This window comes from Treponema bryantii NK4A124 (assembly GCF_000421345.1).
Lineage (GTDB): Bacteria > Spirochaetota > Spirochaetia > Treponematales > Treponemataceae > Treponema_D > Treponema_D bryantii_B.
This window is the reverse complement of sequence record NZ_ATWV01000019.1, coordinates 1-24,302: the sequence shown is the minus strand read 5'-3', so window position 1 is coordinate 24,302 and position 24,302 is coordinate 1. Positions and strand designations below refer to the sequence as shown.

The window sequence follows — 24,302 nt, the reverse complement described above, 5'->3', positions numbered from 1 at the left end:
CTCTACTTATGATAGAATGTTCCTATTATGATAGGAATAAAAATAAACAAAACATTGCGAAATGTGCTGATAGCTTTAGCAGTTATCATTCTTATTTTTGCAATACCAAGCTTTTTTCCTGAAAAAAATTATCATGCTAAATATGATAATTATGATTTATCTACAAACGTTGGAACTGTTTCAACAACAAGAACTTATGCAGAATATTTAAAACAATATTCAGCAGCAAAAAATCCAAAAAGTAAAGTAAATGTTTCTGTCCTGGATTTTGATGAGTCAAAGTCGAACGGTGCCCGTGTGGAAAAGAACTACAAGGGAAAAGATGTCGTTTTTACAGAGGAAGATTCTTCTGTAACATGGAAAGTAGAGGTACCTGAAGCTGGTTTCTACAATATTAATATGGAATACATTGCGGTTCCTTCAAGAAATGTTAATATGGACCGTATTTTGTATATCAATGGAGAATTGCCATTCTCTGGTGCAGATACACTTGCTTTTTACAGACTCTGGAAAGACGGTGGTCCTGTAAAATTCGATAACCGTGGTAACAGCATCCGTCCAACTCAGGTAGAGGTTTTTGAATATCAGAATGCTTTCTTTAAGAGCGACCTTGGTTATGAAGTAGATCCTTATAAATTCTATTTTAAGCAGGGCCAAAACGAAATCACCATTGAATCTACAAGTGAACCAATGGCAATTTCTGCGCTTACACTTACACCTATTGTAAAATATGATACTTATGAACAGTACCTGGCAAAGCAGCCTTCTAAACCGGAAAGCTATACAGGTAAAAATATTTCTATAAAGGTACAGGGAGAAGATTCTTCTCTCCGTTCAGATCCTTCTTTGTTTGCCCGCTATGACCGTTCTTCTGCTATCACAGACCCCTACAGCACAAAACAGACAATTCTCAACTATACTGGTGGTGATTCATGGAAGATTCCTGGCCAGTGGATTGAATGGGAACTTGAAGTACCTGAAGACGGCTGGTATACAATTTCGCTTAAGGCACGTCAGTTCTTCCAGCGTGGTTATGTAGCATGTCGCTCTGTTTATATTGATGGAGAAATCCCTGTTGATACACTTAAATCTGTAGGCTTTAAATATGATTCAGACTGGCAGTTTGCAACTCTTTCTGATGAAAATAAAAAGCCTTATAATTTCTATCTTTCAAAGGGTAAGCATACAATCCGTCTTGAGGCAACTCTTGGTGAAATTGGTAAAGTAATGCAGCAGGTTCAGGATTCTGTATACAGACTCAACCTTATTTACCGTACAATTCTCGTTCTTACCGGTGTAAATCCGGATATGAACCGTGACTATGAAATTCACAAGGTATTCCCTGATGAAGTAGAGGCAATGATGCTGGAAAGCCGCCGCCTTTACAAGCTTGTAGATGACTTTGTTGCAATTACAGGTCAGAAATCAAATCAGATTTCTCCTGCAGAAGTACTTGCCCTTCAGCTGGAACAGTTCTATAAACATCCGGACAGAATTACAAAGGGCTTTGTAAGCTTTAAGGATAATACAACAACTCTGGCTTCTTCTATGCTTCAGATGACAGAAACAAAACTTGATATAGACTACATTCTTGTTCAGAGTGCAAATGATAGAATTAAGCCTGATCGTTCTAACTTCTTTAAGAATACAGCTCATGAAGTTACTTCATTCATCAACTCATATCTTTATGACTCTTCATCTCTTGGTAGCGTTTATAAGGATGGTACAGACCATCTTATTGAGGTATGGATTGTAACTGGTCGTGATCAGAGTCAGGTTCTTAAGAATATGATTGATGACAGCTTTACTCCAAATTCTGGAATCAATGTAAACGTAAAGCTTATCAATCCTAACTCTCTTCTTACTGCCGTAGTTGCAGGTAACGGACCGGATATCGTAATTTCAACCTATCAGTCTCAGCCGGTAGATTATGCTCTGCGTAATGCAAACGTAAATCTTCGCCGCTTTAAAGATTGTGATGAAGTTCTTTCTTGGTTTATGCCAAGTGCCTATAAACCTTATGAATATGATGGAGGTGTATATGCACTTCCAGAACAGTTGACCTTTAACCTTATGTTCTACCGAAAGGATATTCTTGAACAGCTTAACCTTGAAGTTCCACAGACATGGGAAGATTTGATTGAAATTCTTCCAACACTGCAGGGAAATAATATTTCTGTAGGTGTTCCATATCCTAATATTATAGCTCCAGATATGTCTGCCTTCTATTCAATGGTATATCAGTCTGGTGGACAGATTTATAACAAGGATGGAACAAAGTCTACCGTAGACAGCGAAGCAGGAATTGCTGCTTTCAAGACATATACAAGTCTTTACAATAGCTATGGTCTTCCAACTATTTACGACTTTATGAGCCGCTTCCGTACTGGCGAAATGGCGATTGGAATTGCAAACTATACAACTTATAACTCAATTGTAGTTGGTGCACCTGAAATCCGTGGACTCTGGGACTTTACCTATCTTCCTGGAACTATGGATGAAAAAGGAAATATTAATCGTGCAAATGTTGCCGGTGGTGTTTGTTCTATGATGATTAAAAAGGGTATAGACCTTGATGACCTTGACCTTTCAAATCTTCCAGAGCTTGCCTACAGCGACAATAACGGTACAACCTTTGAGGAAGGTATTATTCCTGGTATCGATGAAAAGACCTGGAACGAAGTTATGAAAAATGAAACCCGTATGGCAGATTCATGGGAGTTCCTGAAATGGTGGGTTTCTACAGATGTTCAGGTTCGCTTTGGTCGTGAAATGGAAGCCTTGCTTGGTTCTTCTGCACGTTATGCAACTGCAAACAAGGAAGCTCTCAAACAGCTTTCATGGAATTCAAGACAGATAAAAGTTCTTAATGAATCTATGGAAAATACAGTTGGAGTTCCTGAAGTTCCTGGTAGTTACTATACTCCACGTCATATCGTAAATGCTACACGTCGTGTTATTAATGAGAAAGACGATGCTCGTGAAACTCTTATTGATTACACACGTAAGATTAACGAAGAGCTTACCCGTAAGCGTCAGGAATTTAATCTTCCTGTAGCTGAGGACTAGTTAGGAGAATAATATGAGTGAAAAGTTAGATAAATATATAGCTAAGAAAAAGCTCGGATTTTCTGATCTTACTCGCAGTATCAGGGTACATAAGGTATGTTATCTCTTCCTGCTGCCTTATGCAGTTTTGTTTATTACTTTCTATGTACTTCCAATGATTACTTCAATTTATTTTAGTTTTACCAACTATAATATTCTGGAGAAACCTGATTTTATTGGTGCAAGAAACTATCTCAACCTCTTCCTTGAAGACGATGTCTTTACTACTGCTGTAAAGAACACCTTCCTCATTGCAATTATTACAGGTCCGGTAGGTTATATTCTTGCCTTCATTTTTGCCTGGCTTATCAATGAGCTTCCAAAATGGATTCGTACTCTTGTAGTATTCTTCTTTTATGCTCCATCTATTTCTGGTAATGCTTACTTCGTTTTCAAGCAGCTTTTTAATGACGACCAGAACGGATGGATTAACAGAGCTCTTGCAAACCTCGGCCTTACAAATGCTCCTATCATGTTCCTTACAAACCCGGCAATCGGTTTGAAGGTTATTATTCCTATCATCCTCTGGATGTCTATGGGTGCCGGCTTCCTTTCTTTCGTTGCCGGACTTAAGGGTATTGATAAGGCTCAGTATGAAGCAGGTTATATCGACGGTATTCAGAACCGCTGGCAGGAACTCTGGTTCATTACACTTCCTAATATGAAGCCTATGCTTTTGTTCGGAGCTGTAATGTCTATTACTTCTGCATTCGGTGTTTGTGATGTAACTATGCAGCTTGCTGGTTATCCTTCTACAGAATACTATGCACGTACTATTGTAACCCACCTTTTTGACTATGGTTTTACCCGCTTTGAAATGGGTTATGCTTCGGCAATTGCTACAGTATTGTTCCTTACAATGATTCTCTGTAACAAGGTAATTCAAAAACTCTTGAGTAGAGTAGGACACTAAGGGGAGGTGATGAAAAATGAATTCTAAAAATATGTATAAAGATCAGACAATTCATCATTACAAACATAGACGTAAGCCAAACCGTTCTCTTGGTGGAGATGTTGGAATTTATATCTTCCTGGCTATCTGCTCGGCTATGATGGTATTCCCCTTGTTCTTTGCAATTTGTAATGCTCTTAAACCGCTTGATGAGGTTTTGAAGAACCCTCCAACAGTTCTTCCACGTAATCCGACCTTTGATAACTTCTCTGACCTGCTTATTACAATGAGTCAGGGCTGGGTTCCTCTTTCGCGCTATATCTGGAATACAGTATTTATTACTGTTGCCGGAACTCTTGGACACGTAGTATTTGCTTCTATGGCGGCTTATGTTCTTGCTAAATATAACTTCCCTGGTGGAAATCTCTTCTTCCGCCTTGCTGTAGTTGCACTTATGTTCAGTGGTTATGTAACAGGTATTCCTAACTATTTGATTATGTGTAAGCTTCACATGGTTGATACTTACTGGTCACTGATTCTTCCGGCAATTGGAGGTTCTCTCGGACTCTTCCTTATGAAGCAGTTTATGGACGGCTTCCCAATGTCACTTATTGAGGCAGCAAAGATTGATGGTGCATCTGAGTTTTTGATTTTCTGGAAGCTTGTAATGCCTAACGTAAAGCCAGCCTGGCTTACAATCTCAATCTTCTCTATCCAGAATCTCTGGAACAATGCACAGATTACTTACATTTATACTGAAAGTAAGAAGATGCTGCGTTACGCTCTGGATCAGGTTGCTCTTGGTGGTATTGCCCGAACAGGACAGCAGAATGCCGTAATCGTATTTACAATGTCTGTACCTATTGTCTTCTTTATCTTCTCTCAGAGTCAGATTATGGAAACAATGGCTACTTCAGGACTTAAGGACTAGCGCTATGATGAGACGAAAAATAATTTTAATGCTTGCAGGTCTCTTCACTTTGTGTGCAGGACTTTTTGCAAAAGGCGATACATATATTTATGACTACTGGGGCGAAATGGAAAAGTCACCAGATGTATACCGCGTTACTCATGTTGTATATGCAGATGACTTGAATCTTTCGACACCACTTAAAAATCCAACTTCTCTGTTTACCTATGGAAACAGCCTTTATGTAGTGGATACTGATAATAACCGTATTATCGAACTTGAATACACTGCAAAAAAGACACTTGCTTTTAAGCGTGTAATCGACAGAGTTAATACAAATGATGATTCTGAAGCAACCTTCGATGGACCTCGTGATATCTTTGTAAATACTGATGGTACAATGTTTATTGCAGATACAAACCATGGCCGCGTTCTTAAGGTAGATGAAAATCTTAATGTGATTTTCACACTTAAAGAACCTGATGACCCGACCTATGAGCAGGGAAAGGCTTTCCTTCCTGAAAAGGTTGTAGCAGATTCTAAGGGCCGTGCTTATGTTGCTGCAAGAAATATCAATAAGGGATTTTTGAAATATGAATATGACGGAACTTTCCAGGGCTTCTTTGGTGCAAACGAAGTAGTTTACAATGTTACAGATTTGCTCTGGAAAAAGTTTGCAACACAGGCACAGAAGGAAAAAATGGTTCTTTTTGTTCCAGTTGAATATTCAAACTGCTATATGGACAGCGAAGGCTTTATTTATGCTGTAACAAAAACCTTTGAACAGTGGGATTTGTTAAGTGATAAGGCAAAACCTATCCGCCGTCTTAATGCACTTGGAAAAGATATTCTTGTAAAAAATGCAGAAGATCAGCCTCCTGTAGGAGACCTTCAGTGGGGTAACGCAGCGGGAATCTCAGATCCTTCTAAGTTTGCAGATATTACAGTCCTTGATAACAATGTTTATCTGGCAGTAGACGAAAGCCGTGGCCGTGTATTTGCATACAATGATCAGGGCTACCTGTTGTTTGCCTTTGGTGGACGAGGTAACGTAGACGGCTTCTTCCGTAAGCCGGCTGCTATTGAGCATATTGGTAAGGACCTTTTTGTACTGGACAGTATGAATGCTTCTATTACAGTATTCTCACCTACAGATTACGGCAAGCTGATTTATCAGGCTACAGAACAGTTTGCCTGCGGACAATATGATGACTCTGCAGAAACCTGGGCTAAAGTTCTTGAATATAACGGAAATTACGACCTTGCATATATTGGTCTTGGAAAGGCTTATCTGCGTCAAAAGAAATATAAAGAAGCAATGGAATATTTCAAGGTAAAACGAGATCGCCGCGATTACTCAAAGGCTTTCAAGTATTACCGCAAGGAATGGATTGAAAACAATATCGGCTGGATGGTTGGACTTTTAATTGTCATTATTGTTCTTTCATTTGTCTTCAAGATTGTTAAGAAAATTAAATGGGAGCTTGATTCGCTATGAGTTATATCACAAGAAAATTAAACAAACTAAAAGAGAAAGAAACATATATTCACTTTCTTAATACGCTTAAGTATTCTTTGTATGTAATTTTCCATCCGGCAGACGGATACTGGGATTTGATTCATGCAAAGCGAGGCTCTTATGCTGCTGCAAACTTCATCGTAATACTTACTCTTTTGACACATCTGTGGAAGCTGCAGTTTACAAACTTTATCATTCTCAATGTCAGATGGTATAAAGTTAATATTCTTATGGAGATGGCAAGCATTCTTTTGCCGCTTGCAATTTTCTGTATCTGTAACTGGGGTGTAACAACCCTCTTTGATGGTAAGGGACATCTGGGCGATATTTATATGGGTACCGCTTATGCTTTGACCCCGTACCCGTTGATTCAGATTCCACTGATTATTTTGAGTAACCTTGTTACAAGGGAAGAAGCTTCTTTCTATTTTGTATTCAATAATATTTCATTTATCTGGATTGGAATTCTCCTGTTTATGGCAATGATGATGATTCATGCATACAGCTTTGGAAAAACACTTATATTTACGATTTTCACTGCGTTCGGAATGCTGGTTTTCATTTTCATTATGCTTCTGTTCTTTAGTATGATTTCTCAGGGCGTTGCATATTTTGTTTCTCTGGGAAGAGAAGTTATCTTCAGATTGAACTGACAGGGAAGGGGAAAATTATGGCAAAAAAAGAAAAAAAATCAAAATATCCGGAAGGATATATCGGCCGTCCTAAGTCGAAGGAAATGAAGACAATTTCCATTTTTGGAATTATTGAATTCAATATAAACAGACCTAAGGAACCGAATCCTAAGATTGTACAAAAGAAGGCTGTTGAATTTCACGCACCTACTGTTAAATTCTGGGTTGGATTAGTTCTTACTCTTTCAATCATCAGTTTTCTTACATATATAGTAATCCGTCTCGTACAGGTTGGAAAAGTTGTTCAGCCTCAGTTTGATTATTATGAGTATTCAGAAACAAATAATAAATCATATGTAATTGAAAATAATTACATAAAATTTGAGATGGATCCTGAAACTACAAACTTTACTGTACTTCAGAAAAATACAGGCAGAGTATGGCATTCTAGTCCTGAAGGTGCAAAGACAGATAAGCTTGCACTTACAAAGGAAAAGAATAATATGATGTCTGCTGTACTTCTTAAGTATTCAACAGAAAACGGTACTGATGATACTTATGATACATATACAAACAGTGTACAGCGCAAGTTCTACAATGTTGAAAAGAAGGGAAATGAAATTACTGTAAATTATACAGTAGGTCAGATGGACCGCGAGTATATTTTCCCTCTTATTCTGTATCAGTCTGATTTTGATAAATGGACAGAAGGTCTTTCTAAGTCTCAGACAAATGCTGTAGGACGTGCATATCATAAATACAATAAGAGTTCTTTCAAGGGTGCTGAACTTCAGGATATGCTGGACAAGTATCCTGGAATGGAAGAAGAAAATCTCTATCTCGTTTTTGAAAATGTTCAGAAGCATGTAAAGGAACAGATGGAAGATATCTTCGCAAAACAGGGCTTTACTTATGAAGATTATCTTGAAAATAAAGAGCTTTATAAGGAATCAAATATTAAGGAAGTTCCTGCTTTCAATATTTCAATGATCTATAAGATTGATGGAAATACACTTACTGTAACAGTTCCTTTCAAAGAGATTTCTTACAGACTTAAGTATCCTATTACTCAGGTTTCTCTACTCCCTTATTTTGGCGCTGCAGGTCCTTCTGATGAAGGTTACATGCTTATTCCGGAAGGTGGCGGAAGCCTTATTAATTTTAATAATGGAAAAACAAAACAGAACGGTTATTATGCAGACTGCTATGGCTGGGATTATGCAACAGAGCGTTCTGCGGTAATTACCGAAACTCGTGCAGCTTTCCCTGCCTTCGGTATTTCTTATGGCGACAGCAGTGTTCTTTCTGTAATCAACAAGGGTGCTGAATATGCAGGTATTACTGCAGAAATTGCAGGAAAACTCGGCAGCTATAACTACATCCGTGCAGACTACAAAATGCTTCACCGCGAAGAGTATGAAGTTACTGCACGAAGCCAGAGTTCACAGTATGTTTATGAAACAGGTCTCCCACAGGATGAATACATTGAACAGAGCTTTACTTTTGTAGACAGCGGTTCATATGTAGATATGGCTAAGGCTTACAGAAGTAAACTGCTTGCCGGCGAGAAAAAGACTGATGCAAAGAACGTTCCTCTTACTGTTGAAATTGTTGGTGCAATTGAAAAGATTCAGCAGGTAGCAGGAATTCCACAGGTTAAGCCTTATAAACTTACATCTTATAAAGATGCCGGCCAGATTATCAAAGAAATTGATGGGCTTGGAATTAAGGATGTAAACTACAAACTTTCTGGTTTTGTAAACGGCGGAATCAAGCAGAAGATTATGACCAGAATTAAGTTTATTTCTGAACTTGGCGGAAAGTCAGATTTTAAGAAAATGATAAAAGAGACAGAAGATCTTTCTGCAAAAATTTATCTTGATGGTGCAGTTCAGACAGCTTACCGTTCTAATATCTTCAACGGCTTTAATAAGTACAAGGGAGCAGCCCGCTTTGTAAGTGATGAACTTTGTGAACTTTCTGAGTATTCACAGCTCTGGTATGGAAAAGATCCTCTGCAGGATAATTACTATCTTTTGAATTCAAAACTTCGTGAAAAGAGTTCGGAAAGCTTAATAAAAACTGCTTCAAAGCTTAAGCTTAGCGGAGTTTCATACCGCGATAACGGAAGCCTTCTTTCATCAGATTTTAATGAAAGAAGACATTCTACCCGTGCTAACGAAGCTCTTAAACAGGTTGCTCAGTTTGAAAAAGCATCTGAAAAAGATCTTGGTATAATCATCAATGGTGGTAATGATTATGCAGTTCGAAGTGCAGATTTCATTACAAATATGCCTTTGCATGGAAATCAGTATGCAATTATTGATGCTGTTGTTCCATTCTATCAGATTGCACTTCATGGTTATGTAAACTATGCAGGAAATCCTATCAACCTTGCTTATGAAAAAGATCAGCTCATTCTTGAGTCTGCAGAAGCAGGTGCTGGTTTACAGTTCTCATTTATGGAAGCAAAGCCTGCAAAACTTCAGGAAACCTTCTATACAGAATTCTATTCAAGCAATTTTGATACCTGGAAAGAAAAGTTTGCAGAAATCTATGAAGAATATAACTCTAAAATGTCTCCTGTAATGAACAGCCCTATTGTAGGTCATGAATACGTAGGTGAAAATGTTACAAAAACAACATTTGAAAACGGTTATGTAGTTTATGTAAACTTCAGCTATGCTAATTACGTTACTCCATCTGGAAAATTCATTCCTGAGAGAGAGTACCGCGTAATGAAGGTGGAGGACTAAAATGAAGAAAAAAAATGTAGGATTAATGGGAAGAAGGGCATTATATGGATATCTTTTTATTCTGCCTTTTATTCTTGGTTTTGTATTCTTTATGATAAAGCCTCTCGGACAGTCTCTGAGAATGGCACTTTCTGATGTTGTAATTTCTAATCAGGGCTTTGAACTGAATTGGAATAATTTTGCAAATTTTAAGAAGGCTTTCTTAGTTGATGCTGAGTTTAACCGAATGCTGGTTGAATCAATCAGCCAGATGATTTTCCAGTCACTTGCGACAATTGTATTCAGCTTCTTCGTAGCTTTGCTTTTGAATCAGAAATTCAAGGGAAGAACACTTGCCCGCTCAATCTTCTTCCTGGCAGTAATTCTTTCTTCTGGTGTTCTTGTTGGCCTTGAATCAAGCAACTCGCTTATGGCTCAGCTCAAGGATATGATTGAAGAGGCAGGAAATGCTAACTCAATTACCGAGGTTCTTGAAGATATTCTTATTTCAAGTTCAAGCGGAGTAGGCGGAATCAGTTCAAGAATCTTTGAAAAGGTTTTTGAAATTATTGATTCTATCTACGATGTTGCTATGGCTTCTGGTATTCAGATTATTATCTTCCTTTCCGGTTTACAGACAATAAGCCCTGGTATGTATGAAGCTGCCCACATGGAAGGTTGTACAGCATGGGAAACTCTCTGGAAGATTACAGTACCTATGGTAAGTCCTCTTATGCTGGTATGCTGGATTTATACAATCATTGACTTCTTTATGAAGAGTGATAACCAGATTATGGATAAGATTAATACACAGATGACTGAGCTTTTGAATTACGGCTTCTCTTCTGCAATGGCATGGATCTACTTCATCGTATGTATGTTGTTAATTGGTATAAGCTCATTGATTATTTCTAAGGTGGTATACAACTATGACTAATAAAGATAAGAATGTTACAAAGTCAGCTGCAGCTCCAGCTCTGGAAAAACGCTCTTTCTGGGAAAGAAACGAGGCATCAAACGGTATACTTCTTACAGAAACAATCAAGAAGTATGCAATTTCAATTTTCCGCGGAATCCTTTTGTTCGGAATGTGCTTTATGATTATTCAGCCAATTCTCAATAAGCTGGCCTTGAGTTTTATGGCTGAACGAGACTTGTATGATACTACTATTATTCTTGTACCAAAGCACTTTTCTGTAAGCAACTGGAAAATTGCCTTAAATCTTTTGAATTACAAAACAACAATGCTTAATACCCTCTGGGTTTCAATTTTTGTTTCTGTAATTGAAGTTTGTATGTGCAGTCTTGTTGGTTACGGCTTCTCCCGCTTTAATTTTCCCTTTAAGCGTTTCTGGTTCTTCTGTGTAATTCTCGTAATCGTAATTCCTCCGCAGACTATTTCTACATCTTTGTTCCTTCACTTCCGTTACTTTAATTTATTCGGAAAAACAATAAACCTTCGTGGTTCTATGATTCCGTATATTATGATGTGTCTTGGATGTATGGGGCTTAAAAATGGTCTTTACATCTTTATGATCCGTCAGTTCTTTATGGGCTTCCCATTCGAGCTGGAAGAGGCTGCCTATGTAGACGGCTGCGGACCTTTCAAGACCTTCTTTAGAATTATGATTCCTGGTGCAAAGCCAATTATTACATCATGCTTCCTCTTCTCCTTTGTATGGCAGTGGACAGACAGCTTTTATTCAAACCTCTTCTTAGGTAAGATTCAGCTGCTTTCAATACAGCTTACAGGTATTGTAGACAAGTTTGGTATTTACCTTACTAAACTGCATGGTGGTTCAGTTGTAGCACCAATTGGTTATTCTAATGCCATTCTTTCAACAGGTATGCTTCTGGCAATTCTTCCATTGATTATTCTTTATATCTTCTGCCAGAGACTCTTTGTAGAGAGCCTTGCAAGCACTGGTGTTAAAATGTAGGCCTTTTTCAGGCAGCAGTTCCCCGGTTTTTCCGGGGATTTTTTTTATACCTTAGGGAAAATTTCTTATGTGAATTCATCAAAGTGGTGTTATAATTATTAATAATTAGGCAATTTGCCGGATACGGCGTAAATTTATAAAAAAGGAGTATAATTTTATGAAAAAAATTGCACTTTTGGCAATGTCTGCAATGTGTGTTCTTGCACTTGCTGGATGTAACAAATCAAAAGGTCCATCTGCAGCAGCTCTTAAGGCAGCTGAAAACGGAGACTATTCAAAACTTCCTGTAGCTAAGAACCCTGCTACAAAGAAAGGCTATGACTTCGGTGGTATGGCTGTAACAATTTATGACTGGTGGTCAAATCCTGATGCTCCAGCTGCATCAAAGGCAGAAGAAGATCAGAGAGCATACCGCAAGTATCTCGAAGAAACTTATAACTTCACATGTATTCAGGACAACTTGAATGCAGGTTGGGGTGGACACCCTGCTGAAGTAGCTAACTACTGTATCACTGGTGGTGACGATGCCCGCATCTTCATCATTGATGGTCGTTCAGCATTCTCAGGACTTGCTGCTAACCTCTGGGCTGATGTTTCTAAGGTTCCAGATATCGACTGGACAAAGGAAAAGTGGAACAAGGCAGTTTGTGGTGTAATGCCTGGCAAATCATTTGCTGTTGGTAAACCAGAACCACGCCACTGTATCTTCTTCAACAAGCGCGTTCTTCAGGAAAACGGTTTCGATCCAGATGAACCATACAACCTCCAGAAAGATGGAAAATGGACATGGGAAACATTCGAAGCTATGTGTGCTGCTTTGACAAAAGATACAGATAACGATGGTATTATCGACCAGTATGCTCTCTCTGGCTTCAACGGAGAATTTGCATGGCCAACAATCTACTCTAACGGTGGTAAGATTGTAAACGTTGATGCAAACGGAAAATACTACCTCGATATGAGCGACAATGTAATGGAAGCTTGGGACTATATTCGCCGCATCTTCGTAAACTACAACAAACCACAGGGAGAAGGTGCTAACTGGGACTACTTCAAGGCAGACTTCTTGAACGGTGAAACAGCATTCTATAACGATGAAGAGTACGATGCACAGCCAAATGGTATGCTCGCAGACATGAAAGATGACTGGGGTATGGTATGTCTTCCACTCGGACCAAAGGGTGACGGAAAATACTTCACACTCAACGCTGATAACATGCTCATCATCCCTGGCTGCTACTCACAGGACAAGGTTAACAACATCATGAAGATTTATGACTTCTGGTCAGATACAGTTCCTGGTTATGATGATCCAGATTCTTGGAAGGAAAGCTACTACGGTTCATTCCGCGATACACGTGCTGTTGATGAAACAATGCAGTACATGATGGATAACTCAAAGTCTTGGAATGCTTGGCTTATCCCTGGCTTGAACTACGCTCCACTTTCATGGAACATTTGTGGTGGTGCTGATCCACAGGAAACATATGAGTCTATGAAGAATGAACTTCAGGCTACAATTGACGAGGCTATGAACAAGTAAGTTCACCCTTTAAGATAAATGTCATTCCCGCGAAAGCGGGAATCTATACAATACAGTTTTGTCTAGATTGCCCGGTCAAGCCGGGCAATGACATTTTAAAGCCATATACTGTTCGTTGAAAAGAAAGTCTATTTTTTATATAATAAAAATATGTCTAATCACGGTACAATTACTAACGACAACCACGCAGCACTCTGGCACGGCCGCTTTAAGGAAGGTCCGGACGCAGATGCCGTAAAGTTTGAAACATCAATTAATGATGATATGCGCATGGCCTTTGTTGATATTCTTGGCAGTCAGGCTCATGCAAAAATGCTTTGTAAACAGGGCTTAATTTCAGAAGAAGAAAAAAATCAGATAGTAGATGGTCTTGAATCAATCAAAGAAGACTTGAAAAACGAAAAGCTTTCTGTAGACCTTTCTGCAGAAGATATTCACTCTTTTGTAGAAGCAACCCTTACAGACAGAATAGGCGAGGCTGGAAAGAAGGTTCATACAGGCCGCAGCCGAAACGATCAGATTGCTCTTGATGAAAAGCTTTATCTCCGCTATCAGATAAAAAAGCTTGGTGGGGAAATTCTTAAACTCATCGATGTGCTTGTTAAAATCGCTTCTGAAAATAAAGATACTTTAATTCCAGGTTTTACTCATATGCAGCATGCCCAGCCGGTAACTCTGGCTCATCATGTTCTTGCCTGGGCCTGGAGCTTTAGCCGCGATTTTACCCGTCTTCGTGATGCGGGGGAGAGAGCAGACCTTTCTCCAATAGGTTCCTGTGCGCTTGCCGGCAGCGGTCTTCCTTTGGACCGTGCTTATGAAGCTGAGCTTCTTGGTTTTGGTGGAGTAACAGATAACTCTCTGGATTCCGTTTCTGACCGCGATTATTATCTTGAGGTTGCATCAGATCTTTCTATTTTACAGATGCATCTTTCACGTGCCTGTGAAGAAATTGTTTACTGGGCTACAACAGAGTTTAATTTTGTAGATTTGAGCGAAAAGTGGTCTACCGGCAGCTCAATTATGCCTCAGAAAAAGAATCCTGATTTTGCTGAGCTTATCCGCGGAAAAACCGGCCGCGTTTATGGTGATATGGTAGCTCTCTTTACTATGATGAAGGGGCTTCCTCTCGCTTACGACCGTGACATGCAGGAAGATAAGTCCAGCTTCTTTGAGGCTTATGATACAGTAATTTCAAGCGTGAGAATCTTTACCGAAATGGTAAGAACTGCCAGCTGGAATAAAGCTGTTATGGCTGCAGGCTGCGACGGCGGCTATCTTAATGCAACTGATATTGCAGATTACCTTGTTCGCAAGGGACTTCCTTTCCGTACGGCTCACGGTGTTTCTGCAGGACTTGTACGTATTGCAATTGAAAAAGACTGCCGCCTTGAAGAGCTTGATTTCAGCGAGTATCAGGCTGCAAGTCCACTTTTTGAAAAAGATATTTTTGATTTGATTACACCTGAAAAGTGTGTAGAAATCAGAAAAACAATCGGCGGACCTGCTCCGTCGGAAGTTCAGAAGCAGATAGAAAAACTTTCTGCCTTTGTTAAGGAAAATACATCAAAGGGTAACGACCCTATTGGTGATTTTATAAATTAATTCATGAATGTCATTATCGGGCTTGACCCGATAATCCAGGAGATTATTATGAAAAAAATTATTTGTGCTGTATTGATGGCCGCTGCAGTTTTTGCCCTTGCAGGCTGCAAAAAATCAAATAAGAAGGCAGATGGAGATGCTGTTGCAGCTCTTAAAGCTCGTGGTACATTCGTACTCGGTCTTGACGATTCATTCCCACCACTTGGTTTCCGCAGCGATGATAATGAAATTGTTGGTTATGATATTGACCTTGCAAAAGAAGTTGCAAAACGCCTTGGTGTAGATTTCCGTGCTCAGCCAATTGACTGGGATGCAAAGGAAATGGAGCTTGAAACAGGTAAAATTGACTGTATCTGGAACGGCTTTACAATTACAGACGAACGTAAAAATGCACTTTCATTTACAGAAGCATATTTGAACAATGACCAGGTTCTTGTTGTACGTGCAGACAGTGGAATTAATACGCTTGCTGATATGACAGGAAAAATCGTAGGTATTCAGAGTGGTTCAAGTGCTCAGGAAGCTGTAGATGATAATGCATCTTTCTCTGCATCAATTTCAAAGACTGTTATGTATAAGGATAATATTACAGCTTTGAATGACCTGGACATTGGTGGTGTAGACGGTGTTGTAATGGACAGTGTTGTTGCAAATTATTCTATCGCACAGACAAAAAAGCCATTTAAGGTAATTGATGAATCTCTTGCAAACGAAGGTTATGGAATTGGCTTCAGAAAATCTGAACCGGAACTCCGTGATGCAGTATGGGCAATCCTTAAGGAAATGAAGGCAGACGGTACTGTTACTGCAATCAGCCAGAAATGGTTTGGTCGCGATATTTCTACAATTAACTAGTTAGATGCCTGTTAAATATATCAAAATGCTTCAGGCGATGCTGAACGGTTCTGTCACATCGCTTGAAGTTTTCTTTCTTACTATCATATTTTCAATTCCTCTAGCGCTTCCTATCGCTATGGGAAGAATGTCTAAGCATAAAATCCTTTCCGGAGTAACAAATGCTTTCCTTTTGATTATCCGAGGAACTCCTCTTATGCTGCAGCTGCTGGTAGTTTATTTTGGACCGGGGCTCTTTGTACGCTGGCTGATTATGCAGGGCTACGATGTTTCCTTCAGATGGAACCGCTTTGTTGCTGCAATTGTAGCACTCAGTATAAATTATGCAGCTTATTTTGCAGAAATATACCGTGGTGGAATTGAATCTATTCCTAAAGGACAGTATGAAGCAGCTAAGGTTCTGGGCTATACACCGGCACGAACATTTTTTAGTATTGTACTTCCTCAGGTAATTAAGAGAATTGTTCCTGCTATGGGTAATGAAGTAATTACTCTTGTAAAGGATACGGCTCTTGTTTCTGTAATCGGAGTTTCGGAACTTCTTATGGTAGCCAAGGAAAGACAGGGGGCTTTGTTCTCTTTTGTTCCGCTTTTTATTGCCGGCGTTTTTTATTTTATAATGAACTGGATTGTTTCAATTGCCTTCCAGAGATTAGAAAAGAAGTTGAGTTATTATAATTGATGGATAATTATGGAAGAAATAATCAGAGTTGAAAATATAAAAAAGACTTTCCGCGACAATCTTGAAATATTAAAGGGTATTTCCTTTTCTGTAGAGAAGGGCGAGGTTTTAAGTATTATCGGGCCGAGCGGTTCCGGAAAGTCTACCATGCTCCGCTGTATTTCTCAGCTGGAAACTGTTACTGACGGAACTATAAAAATCTGTGGACAGACTCTGGTAGAGAATGGAGTCTATGCAGATAAAAAGACCAGACATGACATCATATTGAAAAGCGGTCTTGTATTCCAGAATTTTAATCTTTTTCCTCATTATTCAGTTTTAAAAAATGTTACTGCGGCGCAAGTCCGTGTTCTCAAAAAATCAAAGGAAGAAGCTGAAGCTGTTGCAATGGAACTGCTTAAACGTATGGGGCTGGAATCAAAAGCAAAAGCTTACCCGTGTGAGCTTTCCGGCGGTCAACAGCAGCGTGTTTCCATTGCCCGTGCACTTGCCCTTAAGCCTGAGGTTCTTTTGTTTGATGAACCAACTTCGGCCCTGGACCCTGAGCTTACCGGAGAGATTCTTGCGGTAATCAAAGAACTTGCCGCAGAAAAAATGACAATGGTTGTAGTTACTCACGAGATGGCCTTTGCCCGCGATATTTCAAGCCACATAATCTTTATGGACGGCGGAGTTATTGTAGAGGAAGGCGCTCCGGAAGATGTTATTAATAATCCGAAAATGGATCGTACTAAAAGCTTTTTATCACGATTCAAGTCTTGAATAAAACTAAAAAATCAGTTAATATATCATCTCAATATACACAATAGGCGTTTTTATGCCCTTTGTGTCAAAAGATAGTAAAAATTTGGTACTGGAAACAGTGCCATGGAGGATATAATGGTCAAAATCAGACTTAAGAGATTTGGTGCAGCTAAGCGTCCATGCTACCGTGTAGTTGTTCAGGACTCACAGAAGCCACGTGACGGCGTTTGTATCGAAGAAATTGGAACTTTTATGCCAATCGCACAGGAAAAGGATCAGGTTTCTATCGATATGGAACGTGCTAAGTACTGGATCAGTGTTGGTGCACAGCCTACAGACATCGTTAAGAAGCTGATGAATCGCCAGGCTGCTAAGAAGGCAGAATAGTTTACAGAGAGGCTAGGAAAATGGAAAAAGACCTGATTGAATACATCGCAAAATCATTGGTCGATGATCCGTCAGCTGTATCTGTAAATGAAACTGAAGGCGAGAAAGGCATGGTGCTCCAGCTCAGAGTGGCAGATGGTGACATCGGCAAGGTTATCGGTAAATACGGTAGAATTGCTAAAGCCATGAGAACAGTTCTGAGTGCTTCAGCTGTAAAAGACGGTAAGCGCTACAGTCTTGATATTCTTGATAACTAATTAGGAATATTGCTGATGGAAAAAGCACAACTTGTTGTTGGCTTCATCCGTGGAACTCACGGTTTTTCGGGTGAATGTAAGGTTGAGAGTGCCTCCGGAGAATACGAGCATCTGCTTGATTTGAAGGAAGTTACTTTAGTGCATGGCGACGAGCATAGAGAAACAAAGGTTGAATCGGTTTCTCTGGGACATGCGGTTGCTTATGTTAAGTTTGCTGGTATAGATTCTGATGAGGCTGTATTAAAATACCGCCACTGGGGAATTCAGGTACCGCGAAAATACTGCAAGCCTTTGAATAAAGACGAGTGGTATATTGAGGATTTACGAGATTGTTCCCTTGTTTATGAAGGGAAAGACGCTCCGGCAACGTTGATTGCACCTGAGGGCCCGCTTAAAGGCAAGGCTGTTGCAGGAACAATCACAGACGTAATGGAAGGCGGCGGGGGTAACTTGTTAGAAGTGTCACTCGCCGAGAGTTGTGACCGAAAGGTTCTTGTTCCTTTCAATAAAGAGTTTATTGGAAAGGTTGATATTAAGAACAAAACGGTGCAATTGATGCACCTCTGGATTCTGGAGTAATTCCATGAAATTTACTGTGCTGACCTTATTTCCAGATATCGTTAAGGCTTTTTTTGAAAACTCAATCATGGCCAAAGCGGTAGAAAAGGAAATTATTGCTTACGATCTGGTGAACATCAGAGATTTTGCGACTGATAAACACCATACCTGTGATGACGGAACGTACGGAGGCGGCGCTGGCCAGCTTTTGATGCCAGAACCGCTTTCAAAGGCACTTGATAGTGTAAATGCCCGCAAGAAGTATGTTATTTTTGTTACACCAAGCGGAAAACAACTTACACAGAAGGTTGCCGAAGAACTTAGTCACAAAGACGAACTTGTTTTTATCTGTGGAAGATACGAAGGTATTGACCAGAGAATAATTGATTCGTATGTTGACCTTGAACTTTCAATCGGAGATTATGTAATGTCTTCGGGTGAAGTTGCTGCAACAGTTGTTATTGATACAGTTTACAGACTTGTAGACGGTGTTATTAAACACGAATCGCTTGAAGAAGAAAGTTATTGTGACGGACTTTTGGAGTATCCGCAGTATACTCATCCGGAAGAATGGAAGGGTATGAAGGTTCCTTCAGTTTTACTGAGCGGTAATCATGAGGAGATTCGAAAGTGGCGGCTTAAGAAGCGGCTGATGAAAACTATGGCAAACAGACCTGACTTAATTGCCAGTGCGAGAGCCAGAGGACAGCTTACTGAAGAAGCCGAAAAGATGATTGAGGAAATAACTGAAACTGTCTTTTTGAAGAAGCAGAAAAAGAAGCGTTCTAAGAAAAGTAACAGCTAGGAGAATTGTCATGGACATTATTAAGACTATTGAAGAAACACAGAAAAGACCTGGAGCTCAGGGCTTCAATGTTGGAGATACTGTAAAAGTATACTTCAAGATTATCGAAGGTAAAACAGAGCGTATTCAGGTTTATGAAGGAATCGTTCTCTGCAAGAAGAACGAAGGTGCACGCCAGACTTTCACTGTACGTAAGATTTCTTACGGCGTAGGTGTAGAACGTGTATTCCCATATAACAGCCCACGTATCGTAAAGGTTGACGTAGTTCGCCCTGGTAAGGTACGCCGCTCTAAGCTTTACTACCTCCGCGATAAGATCGGTAAGGATGCTAAAGTTAAGACTTTGGTTGGTGGAAAGATTGCTGCTGAAATCGCTGCTCGTAACGCACGCGCTGAAGCTGCTGCTGCCGCTACAGAAGCTCAGATTAAGGAAGAGCGCAAGGAAGCTGCTGCAGAAAAGGCTGCAGAAGCAAAATAAAATAAGGCGGTGGTTGAGTGATGCGAAGCATCGTATCGAAACCACCTGCTTATTCGTGAAAATAGGACTTCCAGCCTTGGAAGTCCTATTTTTTTTAACTATAATAAAAATATGTCTTCTGCAGGTGCAGTTTCAATACAGTCAGCAAGACTTTCTCAAATGGGAGTGAACCGTCAGGTTCTAAAAGAAGGCTCCTCTGTTCTTGTGCGTATAATTGCAGACAGGGGAGGCGGAAAATATGAAGGCTCTGTTGCTGGTGTTCGGGTTCAGCTTAGCTCTTCAAAGGCTCTGCAACCAGGACAGTCTTTTGTTGCAACTGTAGGTATAAAGAATGGCAGTATTGTCATAACTCCAAAAGACACTTCTCTTGCTGCTGCTTCAAGTGAAATTGCCCTGGCTTTTAATGAAATAAGCGATTCACAGCTTTTTTCGCTTCTTGAATCGCTGGGACTGCCTGCAGATAATCTTTCTTCTTCTATATTAAAATCTTTTAAACAGATGGGTCTGAAAATGGATTCAGCTCTTGCTGATAAAATAAGAAACCTTGCCCTTCGTTTTTCCGGAAAAGAAAAATCAGCTGCAGAAATATTGAGCCTGCTGGCAGAAAAAGGACTTGAAGCCGATGAGGCGGAAATAAAGCAGCTTTTGACGCTGCTGGAAGAAGATTCTGCTGAGCAGCCGGACTCATCAAAATCAAAAGAGTCGGAACAAAAACTTCTGAATAAAATCAATTCTACAGAAGGGGCCTGGTATCTTTTACCTTTTGAGCTTGTTCAGCTTAGAGAAATGCCTGATACAGAACATAAGTTTCTTGGCAAGGGCTGTATACGGCTTTTATTTGATTCAGCATCTGCCCTTAAGCTTTTGAATCTGGACTGTAGTTATAATAATCAAAAATACTTATTCAGCCTTGTTTACGAAGGTAGGAAAATCTCAAATACATATTTTAATGTAAGTGATTCAGGGGAAATGAGGCCTCAAAATCCGGATAATCAGATAATAAAGCTTAAAAAGCACTTTATGGCAGCAGGTATAAATCCGGGAAAAATCAGCTGGGCAGAAAAAGAAGAACTGGAAGGAAATGCAAGCGGACTGGAAAGTTTTGTTTCTTTTGGAGGCCAGGTATGAACTCAAAAAGAAAGGCAGTAGCGCTTAAATATATAGAAGGAAGTGAAGCTCCCGTGATTCTTGCTAAAGGGGAAGGCCGGACTGCTGACATTATGCTTGAAGAGGCCGAAAAAGAGGGTATACCTGTTACTGAAGATAAGGTTCTTGTTGATATGCTGGGCCTTTCTTCGGCTGGAGATATAGTTCCGGAGAATACCTGGCAGGCTCTTGCGGTTATTTTTTCATTTATTCTCTCTAAGGATGATAAGGAGAGGCGGAATGAACACTAAAGAAATTGGAAATGAAGGAGAAAAGAGGGCTGCCGCTTGTCTTGAAGCAAAAGGATTTCAAATAATTGAGCGTAACTGGCGGACAAAGCGTGGAGAAATTGATATAATAGCAGTTAAGAATGATATCTTAGCCTTTGTGGAAGTAAAAACGCTTCCAAACGGCACTTTAGATATGATTCAGAGAGAGTTAAATTATCAGAAACGTCAAAGAATCATAAAAACATCTAAACGTTTTCTGTTAAAACATCGAGAATATAATAACAGCTATGTCAGATTTGATGTAATTGTTATTGATATGCCTGGGCTTGAACCGGTGTATCATATCGAAAATGCTTTTTCAGAATAAAACGTGGGTGTCAAAGGGAGATTCTATGATTTCTGGTGGAAAATCAACAGGGGCAGCAACTCTTGTCCTTGAGCGGACCGATTCTATCGATCTGTCTCCTAGGATTTTGGAGTTAAGGAAGAAAATTCAGAGTCCGGAATATCTTGATAACGCAATTCAGCGAATTGCACAGGTGATAAGTAATCACTTGATTGAAGATCCGGATGAATTGAAATTTCGGGACTAAATTATGGATAGACGTCGCAATAGAAAGCATTCGAATAACTGGAATAATCAGAAAAGATCTGATCAGCCTCGTGAAAATAAGCAGAAAGCTTTTCAGTTTAACAAGGCCTTATATGAAGATCTGGATGCTGAACGCCAGAGAGTTGCGGCAATTCAGGATGTTAAGGCACGTGAAATCATTTGTCCAAAATGCGGACAGCCTATAACTGATATTGCGAGTGCTATTGCAGACAAGTCTACCGGACAGCCTCTTCACTTTGATTGTGTTTTGAATCAGGTAAAAGAATCTGAACCAACCGGTGAAAACGAAAAAGTTGCTTATATTGGTCAGGGACGCTTTGCAGTCCTTCAGTATGAAAATATCAGAGACCAGCGTCATTTTACAATCAAAAAAATAATCGAATGGGAAAGCCGCGAGCAGCAGTCGCAGTGGCGCGATGAATTAAGCGGACTCTATAGCAAAATCAATTAAATGTATATAACCATTCTCTGTAAGGTGGTAGATAATTTTGGTGATATTGGTGTCGCCTGGAGACTTTGTCGCCGCCTTGCAAAAATCCAGTCTAAATATAAAATTTGTCTCGTCGTTGATGATTTAGAAGCCTTTGCAAAAATTGAAAGCTCTGTCATTACGGGCGCAGCGAAGCAATCCATTAATATTGATGACATTGAAATTTTTCCCTGGAATAATAATGAGTTATGCCATGAGGTTTTCAGCCAGAATGACGGAGAGAGACTTGCTTTAATTCTTGAACTCTTTCAGTGCGGCAGACCAGACTGGATGGAGCGCATTTTATTTGAAGAAAAATTGCAGCGTACTGTTCAGATTATCATGATAGATTATCTTACTGCAGAAAAATATGCCGAAGATTTTCACTGCCTGCAGTCTCTTACCCGCAGTGCAAAAGTTCAGAAAGTAAACTTTATGCCGGGCTTTACAGAAAAGACTGGCGGCCTTGTGATTGATGACCAGTGGCAGGAATTACCAGTCTGGCATAAGGATGGTCCTGTCCTGATTTTCACTTATGAGGGTGACTGGCGGAGTCTGCTTGAAGGGTGGTTGAGTACTACTGTTGTTCCGGTGGTTGAGTGCCCGAAGGGCGTATCGAAACCACCGCTTGAGCAGAAGCTTCTGGTAGCCCAGGGGCGCGGTAAAGAAAGTTTTATGACAGCGGTACGTAAGGTGGTTGAGTGCTCACGGAGTGAGTGTATCGAAACCAACTTCGTAGAAGAACTTCCATATCTGAATCAGAGTGAATGGGACAGGATAATGAAGTCTTGTTCAGCCCTTGTAATTCGCGGTGAAGAATCTATGTCGCGTGCCTGCCTTTCCGGCATTCCATTTATCTGGCATGCTTACCCTCAGAGTGATGAATATCAGCTGGTGAAGGTGAAGGCTCTGCTTGAGAGAATGAGACCTCATTTTGATGAAGAAGATTTTGACATCATTTCAAAGGCGTGGTTAGAGATAAATGGTGAGACTTGGATTGCCACGCCTTCGGCTCGCAATGACGGTACAGACTCGTCATTGCGAGGAGTGCAGCGACGAAGCAATCCATATAATCAGTTTTTCTCTTCCATTCCTCGTCTTGTTTCCGGCTTTCGATCCTTTGCAGCTTCCCTAAGAAAAAATGGTGACCTGGCTTACAACTTAATGACATACATTGAAAAACTTGATATAATATAGAAACTATTTTTGTAAATTCTTTTATAGAGGTTTTATATTATGTTAATGACATCACAGTTAAAAGTTGGAACAGCCTTCATGTACGAAGGTAATGCTCTTATCGTTCAGAAGATGCTCGGACAGCGTTCAGGACGTGCCGGAATGGTAACAAGCTTCCGCGTTAAGAACCTTGTAACAAACTCTACAATGGACCTTGGTATTGATGCTGGTGAGAAGTTTGACGAAGTAGATCTTGAATCACACGTAACAAAGCTTTCTTACATCGACGGCGACACATTCGTATTCATGGATCAGGATACATACGAGCAGTTTGAACTCGCTAAGGAAGACCTTGGTGACTATGCAGGATACATCACTCCTGAAGATGACCTTGAAGTAAACCTTACATTCTACGAAGGAAAGCCGGTTGGTATCGATCTTCCAGTTCGTGTTACACGTACAGTAACTTACTGTGAACCAGGTGTTAAGGGTGATACTTCAGGAAAGTCTTTGAAGCCTGCTACACTTGATACAGGAATCGAAGTTCGCGTTCCATTGTTCATCAACACAGACGACAAAATCGTAATCGATACACGCGACGGTTCATTCCTCGAAAGAGCGAAAGCTTAATTTAATGGTGGTTGAGTAGGCGAAGCCGTATCGAAACCACTGTGTAAAAAAAAGACCGCATGGTAGTGAAGTGCACCCCAAAAGTTAGACATAAAGTTTAATTTTGGAGGTGCATTTTTTATGTCCAAATACACAGAAGCTTTTAAGATGTCAGTTATAAAAAAACATCTTGAAGAAGAAATACCTGTAAGGCAATTATCAAGAGATTTAGAAATTAATATCAGTTTGATAAAATTATGGGTAAAGAAATACAACACGAACGGATTCATTAATAAAAAATCAAAAACTACAGTTTTTAGTTCAGAATTCAAGCTAAAAGTATTAAACTATCAACAAGAATATAGTCTATCTGACAGAGAGACAGCAATAAAATTTGGAATAGCTGAACATG

General features: G+C 39.8%; 25 protein-coding genes and 1 pseudogene. All 26 read left to right on the top strand.

The features are described from left to right. Window positions 1-27 precede the first annotated feature (27 nt). On the top strand, window positions 28-3,069 hold the full coding sequence (locus G626_RS0114020; protein ID WP_022933417.1) for an extracellular solute-binding protein: 3,042 nt from the start codon (window positions 28-30) through the stop codon (window positions 3,067-3,069). A 13-nt stretch (window positions 3,070-3,082) separates the two neighbouring features. Then, a complete protein-coding gene (locus G626_RS0114015) occupies window positions 3,083-4,021 on the top strand; it encodes a carbohydrate ABC transporter permease (protein WP_022933416.1) in 939 nt (312 codons plus the stop codon). A gap of 16 nt (window positions 4,022-4,037) precedes the next feature. Next, window positions 4,038-4,931: a carbohydrate ABC transporter permease gene (locus G626_RS0114010; protein ID WP_022933415.1), complete on the top strand. Its 894-nt coding sequence runs from the start codon at window positions 4,038-4,040 to the stop codon at window positions 4,929-4,931. A gap of 4 nt (window positions 4,932-4,935) precedes the next feature. Then, on the top strand, window positions 4,936-6,408 hold the full coding sequence (locus tag G626_RS0114005) for a hypothetical protein (RefSeq protein WP_022933414.1): 1,473 nt from the start codon (window positions 4,936-4,938) through the stop codon (window positions 6,406-6,408). Then, window positions 6,405-7,082 carry a YIP1 family protein gene (locus tag G626_RS0114000; RefSeq protein ID WP_022933413.1) on the top strand — a complete coding sequence of 226 codons (678 nt, stop codon included), beginning with the start codon at window positions 6,405-6,407 and terminating at the stop codon, window positions 7,080-7,082. Before G626_RS0114005 ends, G626_RS0114000 begins: the two co-directional genes overlap by 4 nt. Window positions 7,083-7,099: 17 nt before the next feature. Then, on the top strand, window positions 7,100-9,817 hold the full coding sequence (locus G626_RS0113995; RefSeq protein ID WP_022933412.1) for a DUF5696 domain-containing protein: 2,718 nt from the start codon (window positions 7,100-7,102) through the stop codon (window positions 9,815-9,817). 1 nt (window position 9,818) lies between these two features. Beyond that, the gene (locus G626_RS0113990; protein WP_022933411.1) at window positions 9,819-10,733 is read left to right on the top strand and encodes a carbohydrate ABC transporter permease; all 915 of its coding nucleotides are present in this window, start codon (window positions 9,819-9,821) and stop codon (window positions 10,731-10,733) included. Then, complete coding sequence (locus G626_RS0113985) at window positions 10,726-11,736, top strand: carbohydrate ABC transporter permease (protein WP_022933410.1); 1,011 nt, start codon at window positions 10,726-10,728, stop codon at window positions 11,734-11,736. Before G626_RS0113990 ends, G626_RS0113985 begins: the two co-directional genes overlap by 8 nt. Before the next feature lie 157 nt (window positions 11,737-11,893). Continuing rightward, window positions 11,894-13,279 (top strand): ABC transporter substrate-binding protein, encoded by a 1,386-nt coding sequence (locus G626_RS0113980; RefSeq protein ID WP_022933409.1) that lies wholly within the window; start codon window positions 11,894-11,896, stop codon window positions 13,277-13,279. 150 nt (window positions 13,280-13,429) lie between these two features. Next, a complete protein-coding gene (gene argH, locus G626_RS16865) occupies window positions 13,430-14,881 on the top strand; it encodes an argininosuccinate lyase (RefSeq protein ID WP_022933408.1) in 1,452 nt (483 codons plus the stop codon). Between the two features lie 48 nt (window positions 14,882-14,929). After that, entirely contained in the window at window positions 14,930-15,736 is an 807-nt protein-coding gene (locus tag G626_RS0113970; RefSeq protein WP_022933407.1) for an amino acid ABC transporter substrate-binding protein, read from the top strand. A 4-nt stretch (window positions 15,737-15,740) separates the two neighbouring features. Further along, on the top strand, window positions 15,741-16,418 hold the full coding sequence (locus tag G626_RS0113965; protein ID WP_022933406.1) for an amino acid ABC transporter permease: 678 nt from the start codon (window positions 15,741-15,743) through the stop codon (window positions 16,416-16,418). 9 nt (window positions 16,419-16,427) lie between these two features. Then, the gene (locus G626_RS0113960; RefSeq protein ID WP_022933405.1) at window positions 16,428-17,180 is read left to right on the top strand and encodes an amino acid ABC transporter ATP-binding protein; all 753 of its coding nucleotides are present in this window, start codon (window positions 16,428-16,430) and stop codon (window positions 17,178-17,180) included. A gap of 117 nt (window positions 17,181-17,297) precedes the next feature. Next, the gene (gene rpsP, locus G626_RS0113955) at window positions 17,298-17,549 is read left to right on the top strand and encodes a 30S ribosomal protein S16 (protein ID WP_022933404.1); all 252 of its coding nucleotides are present in this window, start codon (window positions 17,298-17,300) and stop codon (window positions 17,547-17,549) included. 20 nt (window positions 17,550-17,569) lie between these two features. Continuing rightward, complete coding sequence (locus G626_RS0113950; protein ID WP_022933403.1) at window positions 17,570-17,806, top strand: KH domain-containing protein; 237 nt, start codon at window positions 17,570-17,572, stop codon at window positions 17,804-17,806. A 15-nt stretch (window positions 17,807-17,821) separates the two neighbouring features. After that, window positions 17,822-18,385, top strand: coding sequence for a ribosome maturation factor RimM (locus tag G626_RS0113945; protein WP_022933402.1), 564 nt, complete (start codon window positions 17,822-17,824; stop codon window positions 18,383-18,385). A gap of 4 nt (window positions 18,386-18,389) precedes the next feature. Next, window positions 18,390-19,169 carry a tRNA (guanosine(37)-N1)-methyltransferase TrmD gene (gene trmD / locus G626_RS0113940; protein ID WP_022933401.1) on the top strand — a complete coding sequence of 260 codons (780 nt, stop codon included), beginning with the start codon at window positions 18,390-18,392 and terminating at the stop codon, window positions 19,167-19,169. 10 nt (window positions 19,170-19,179) lie between these two features. Further along, window positions 19,180-19,527, top strand: a pseudogene (gene rplS / locus G626_RS0113935) (50S ribosomal protein L19); the annotation flags it as partial. Window positions 19,528-19,758: 231 nt separating this feature from the next. Beyond that, window positions 19,759-20,775: a hypothetical protein gene (locus tag G626_RS0113930; RefSeq protein WP_022933399.1), complete on the top strand. Its 1,017-nt coding sequence runs from the start codon at window positions 19,759-19,761 to the stop codon at window positions 20,773-20,775. Then, window positions 20,772-21,044 carry an EscU/YscU/HrcU family type III secretion system export apparatus switch protein gene (locus G626_RS0113925; RefSeq protein WP_022933398.1) on the top strand — a complete coding sequence of 91 codons (273 nt, stop codon included), beginning with the start codon at window positions 20,772-20,774 and terminating at the stop codon, window positions 21,042-21,044. The genes G626_RS0113930 and G626_RS0113925 overlap by 4 nt, the downstream gene beginning before the upstream one ends. Further along, window positions 21,034-21,390 carry a YraN family protein gene (locus G626_RS0113920; protein ID WP_022933397.1) on the top strand — a complete coding sequence of 119 codons (357 nt, stop codon included), beginning with the start codon at window positions 21,034-21,036 and terminating at the stop codon, window positions 21,388-21,390. The genes G626_RS0113925 and G626_RS0113920 overlap by 11 nt, the downstream gene beginning before the upstream one ends. Window positions 21,391-21,415: 25 nt before the next feature. After that, complete coding sequence (locus G626_RS0113915; RefSeq protein ID WP_027727216.1) at window positions 21,416-21,616, top strand: hypothetical protein; 201 nt, start codon at window positions 21,416-21,418, stop codon at window positions 21,614-21,616. Window positions 21,617-21,619: 3 nt separating this feature from the next. Continuing rightward, window positions 21,620-22,087, top strand: coding sequence for a hypothetical protein (locus G626_RS17765; protein ID WP_022933395.1), 468 nt, complete (start codon window positions 21,620-21,622; stop codon window positions 22,085-22,087). Then, a complete protein-coding gene (gene earP, locus G626_RS0113905) occupies window positions 22,088-23,302 on the top strand; it encodes an elongation factor P maturation arginine rhamnosyltransferase EarP (protein WP_022933394.1) in 1,215 nt (404 codons plus the stop codon). A gap of 45 nt (window positions 23,303-23,347) precedes the next feature. Then, complete coding sequence (efp, locus tag G626_RS0113900; RefSeq protein WP_231365126.1) at window positions 23,348-23,911, top strand: elongation factor P; 564 nt, start codon at window positions 23,348-23,350, stop codon at window positions 23,909-23,911. 120 nt (window positions 23,912-24,031) lie between these two features. Next, a partial coding sequence (locus tag G626_RS0113895; RefSeq protein WP_022933392.1) for a transposase occupies window positions 24,032-24,302 on the top strand: 271 nt, incomplete at its 3' end.

Bases quoted from the DNA above. Each gene is read 5' to 3' on its own strand.
- G626_RS0113925 (WP_022933398.1), top strand. From the start codon at position 20,772: ATGAACTCAAAAAGAAAGGCAGTAGCGCTTAAATATATAGAAGGAAGT.
- G626_RS0113990 (WP_022933411.1), top strand. From the start codon at position 9,819: ATGAAGAAAAAAAATGTAGGATTAATGGGAAGAAGGGCATTATATGGA.
- G626_RS0114000 (WP_022933413.1), top strand. From the start codon at position 6,405: ATGAGTTATATCACAAGAAAATTAAACAAACTAAAAGAGAAAGAAACA.
- G626_RS0113945 (WP_022933402.1), top strand. From the start codon at position 17,822: ATGGAAAAAGCACAACTTGTTGTTGGCTTCATCCGTGGAACTCACGGT.
- G626_RS17765 (WP_022933395.1), top strand. From the start codon at position 21,620: ATGGATAGACGTCGCAATAGAAAGCATTCGAATAACTGGAATAATCAG.
- G626_RS0114005 (WP_022933414.1), top strand. From the start codon at position 4,936: ATGATGAGACGAAAAATAATTTTAATGCTTGCAGGTCTCTTCACTTTG.
- G626_RS0113965 (WP_022933406.1), top strand. From the start codon at position 15,741: ATGCCTGTTAAATATATCAAAATGCTTCAGGCGATGCTGAACGGTTCT.
- G626_RS0113985 (WP_022933410.1), top strand. From the start codon at position 10,726: ATGACTAATAAAGATAAGAATGTTACAAAGTCAGCTGCAGCTCCAGCT.
- G626_RS0113950 (WP_022933403.1), top strand. From the start codon at position 17,570: ATGGAAAAAGACCTGATTGAATACATCGCAAAATCATTGGTCGATGAT.
- G626_RS0113960 (WP_022933405.1), top strand. From the start codon at position 16,428: ATGGAAGAAATAATCAGAGTTGAAAATATAAAAAAGACTTTCCGCGAC.
- efp (WP_231365126.1), top strand. From the start codon at position 23,348: ATGACATCACAGTTAAAAGTTGGAACAGCCTTCATGTACGAAGGTAAT.
- G626_RS0113970 (WP_022933407.1), top strand. From the start codon at position 14,930: ATGAAAAAAATTATTTGTGCTGTATTGATGGCCGCTGCAGTTTTTGCC.
- G626_RS0114020 (WP_022933417.1), top strand. From the start codon at position 28: ATGATAGGAATAAAAATAAACAAAACATTGCGAAATGTGCTGATAGCT.
- G626_RS0114010 (WP_022933415.1), top strand. From the start codon at position 4,038: ATGAATTCTAAAAATATGTATAAAGATCAGACAATTCATCATTACAAA.
- argH (WP_022933408.1), top strand. From the start codon at position 13,430: ATGTCTAATCACGGTACAATTACTAACGACAACCACGCAGCACTCTGG.
- trmD (WP_022933401.1), top strand. From the start codon at position 18,390: ATGAAATTTACTGTGCTGACCTTATTTCCAGATATCGTTAAGGCTTTT.
- rpsP (WP_022933404.1), top strand. From the start codon at position 17,298: ATGGTCAAAATCAGACTTAAGAGATTTGGTGCAGCTAAGCGTCCATGC.
- G626_RS0113920 (WP_022933397.1), top strand. From the start codon at position 21,034: ATGAACACTAAAGAAATTGGAAATGAAGGAGAAAAGAGGGCTGCCGCT.
- G626_RS0113980 (WP_022933409.1), top strand. From the start codon at position 11,894: ATGAAAAAAATTGCACTTTTGGCAATGTCTGCAATGTGTGTTCTTGCA.
- G626_RS0113995 (WP_022933412.1), top strand. From the start codon at position 7,100: ATGGCAAAAAAAGAAAAAAAATCAAAATATCCGGAAGGATATATCGGC.
- G626_RS0113915 (WP_027727216.1), top strand. From the start codon at position 21,416: ATGATTTCTGGTGGAAAATCAACAGGGGCAGCAACTCTTGTCCTTGAG.
- earP (WP_022933394.1), top strand. From the start codon at position 22,088: ATGTATATAACCATTCTCTGTAAGGTGGTAGATAATTTTGGTGATATT.
- G626_RS0113930 (WP_022933399.1), top strand. From the start codon at position 19,759: ATGTCTTCTGCAGGTGCAGTTTCAATACAGTCAGCAAGACTTTCTCAA.
- G626_RS0114015 (WP_022933416.1), top strand. From the start codon at position 3,083: ATGAGTGAAAAGTTAGATAAATATATAGCTAAGAAAAAGCTCGGATTT.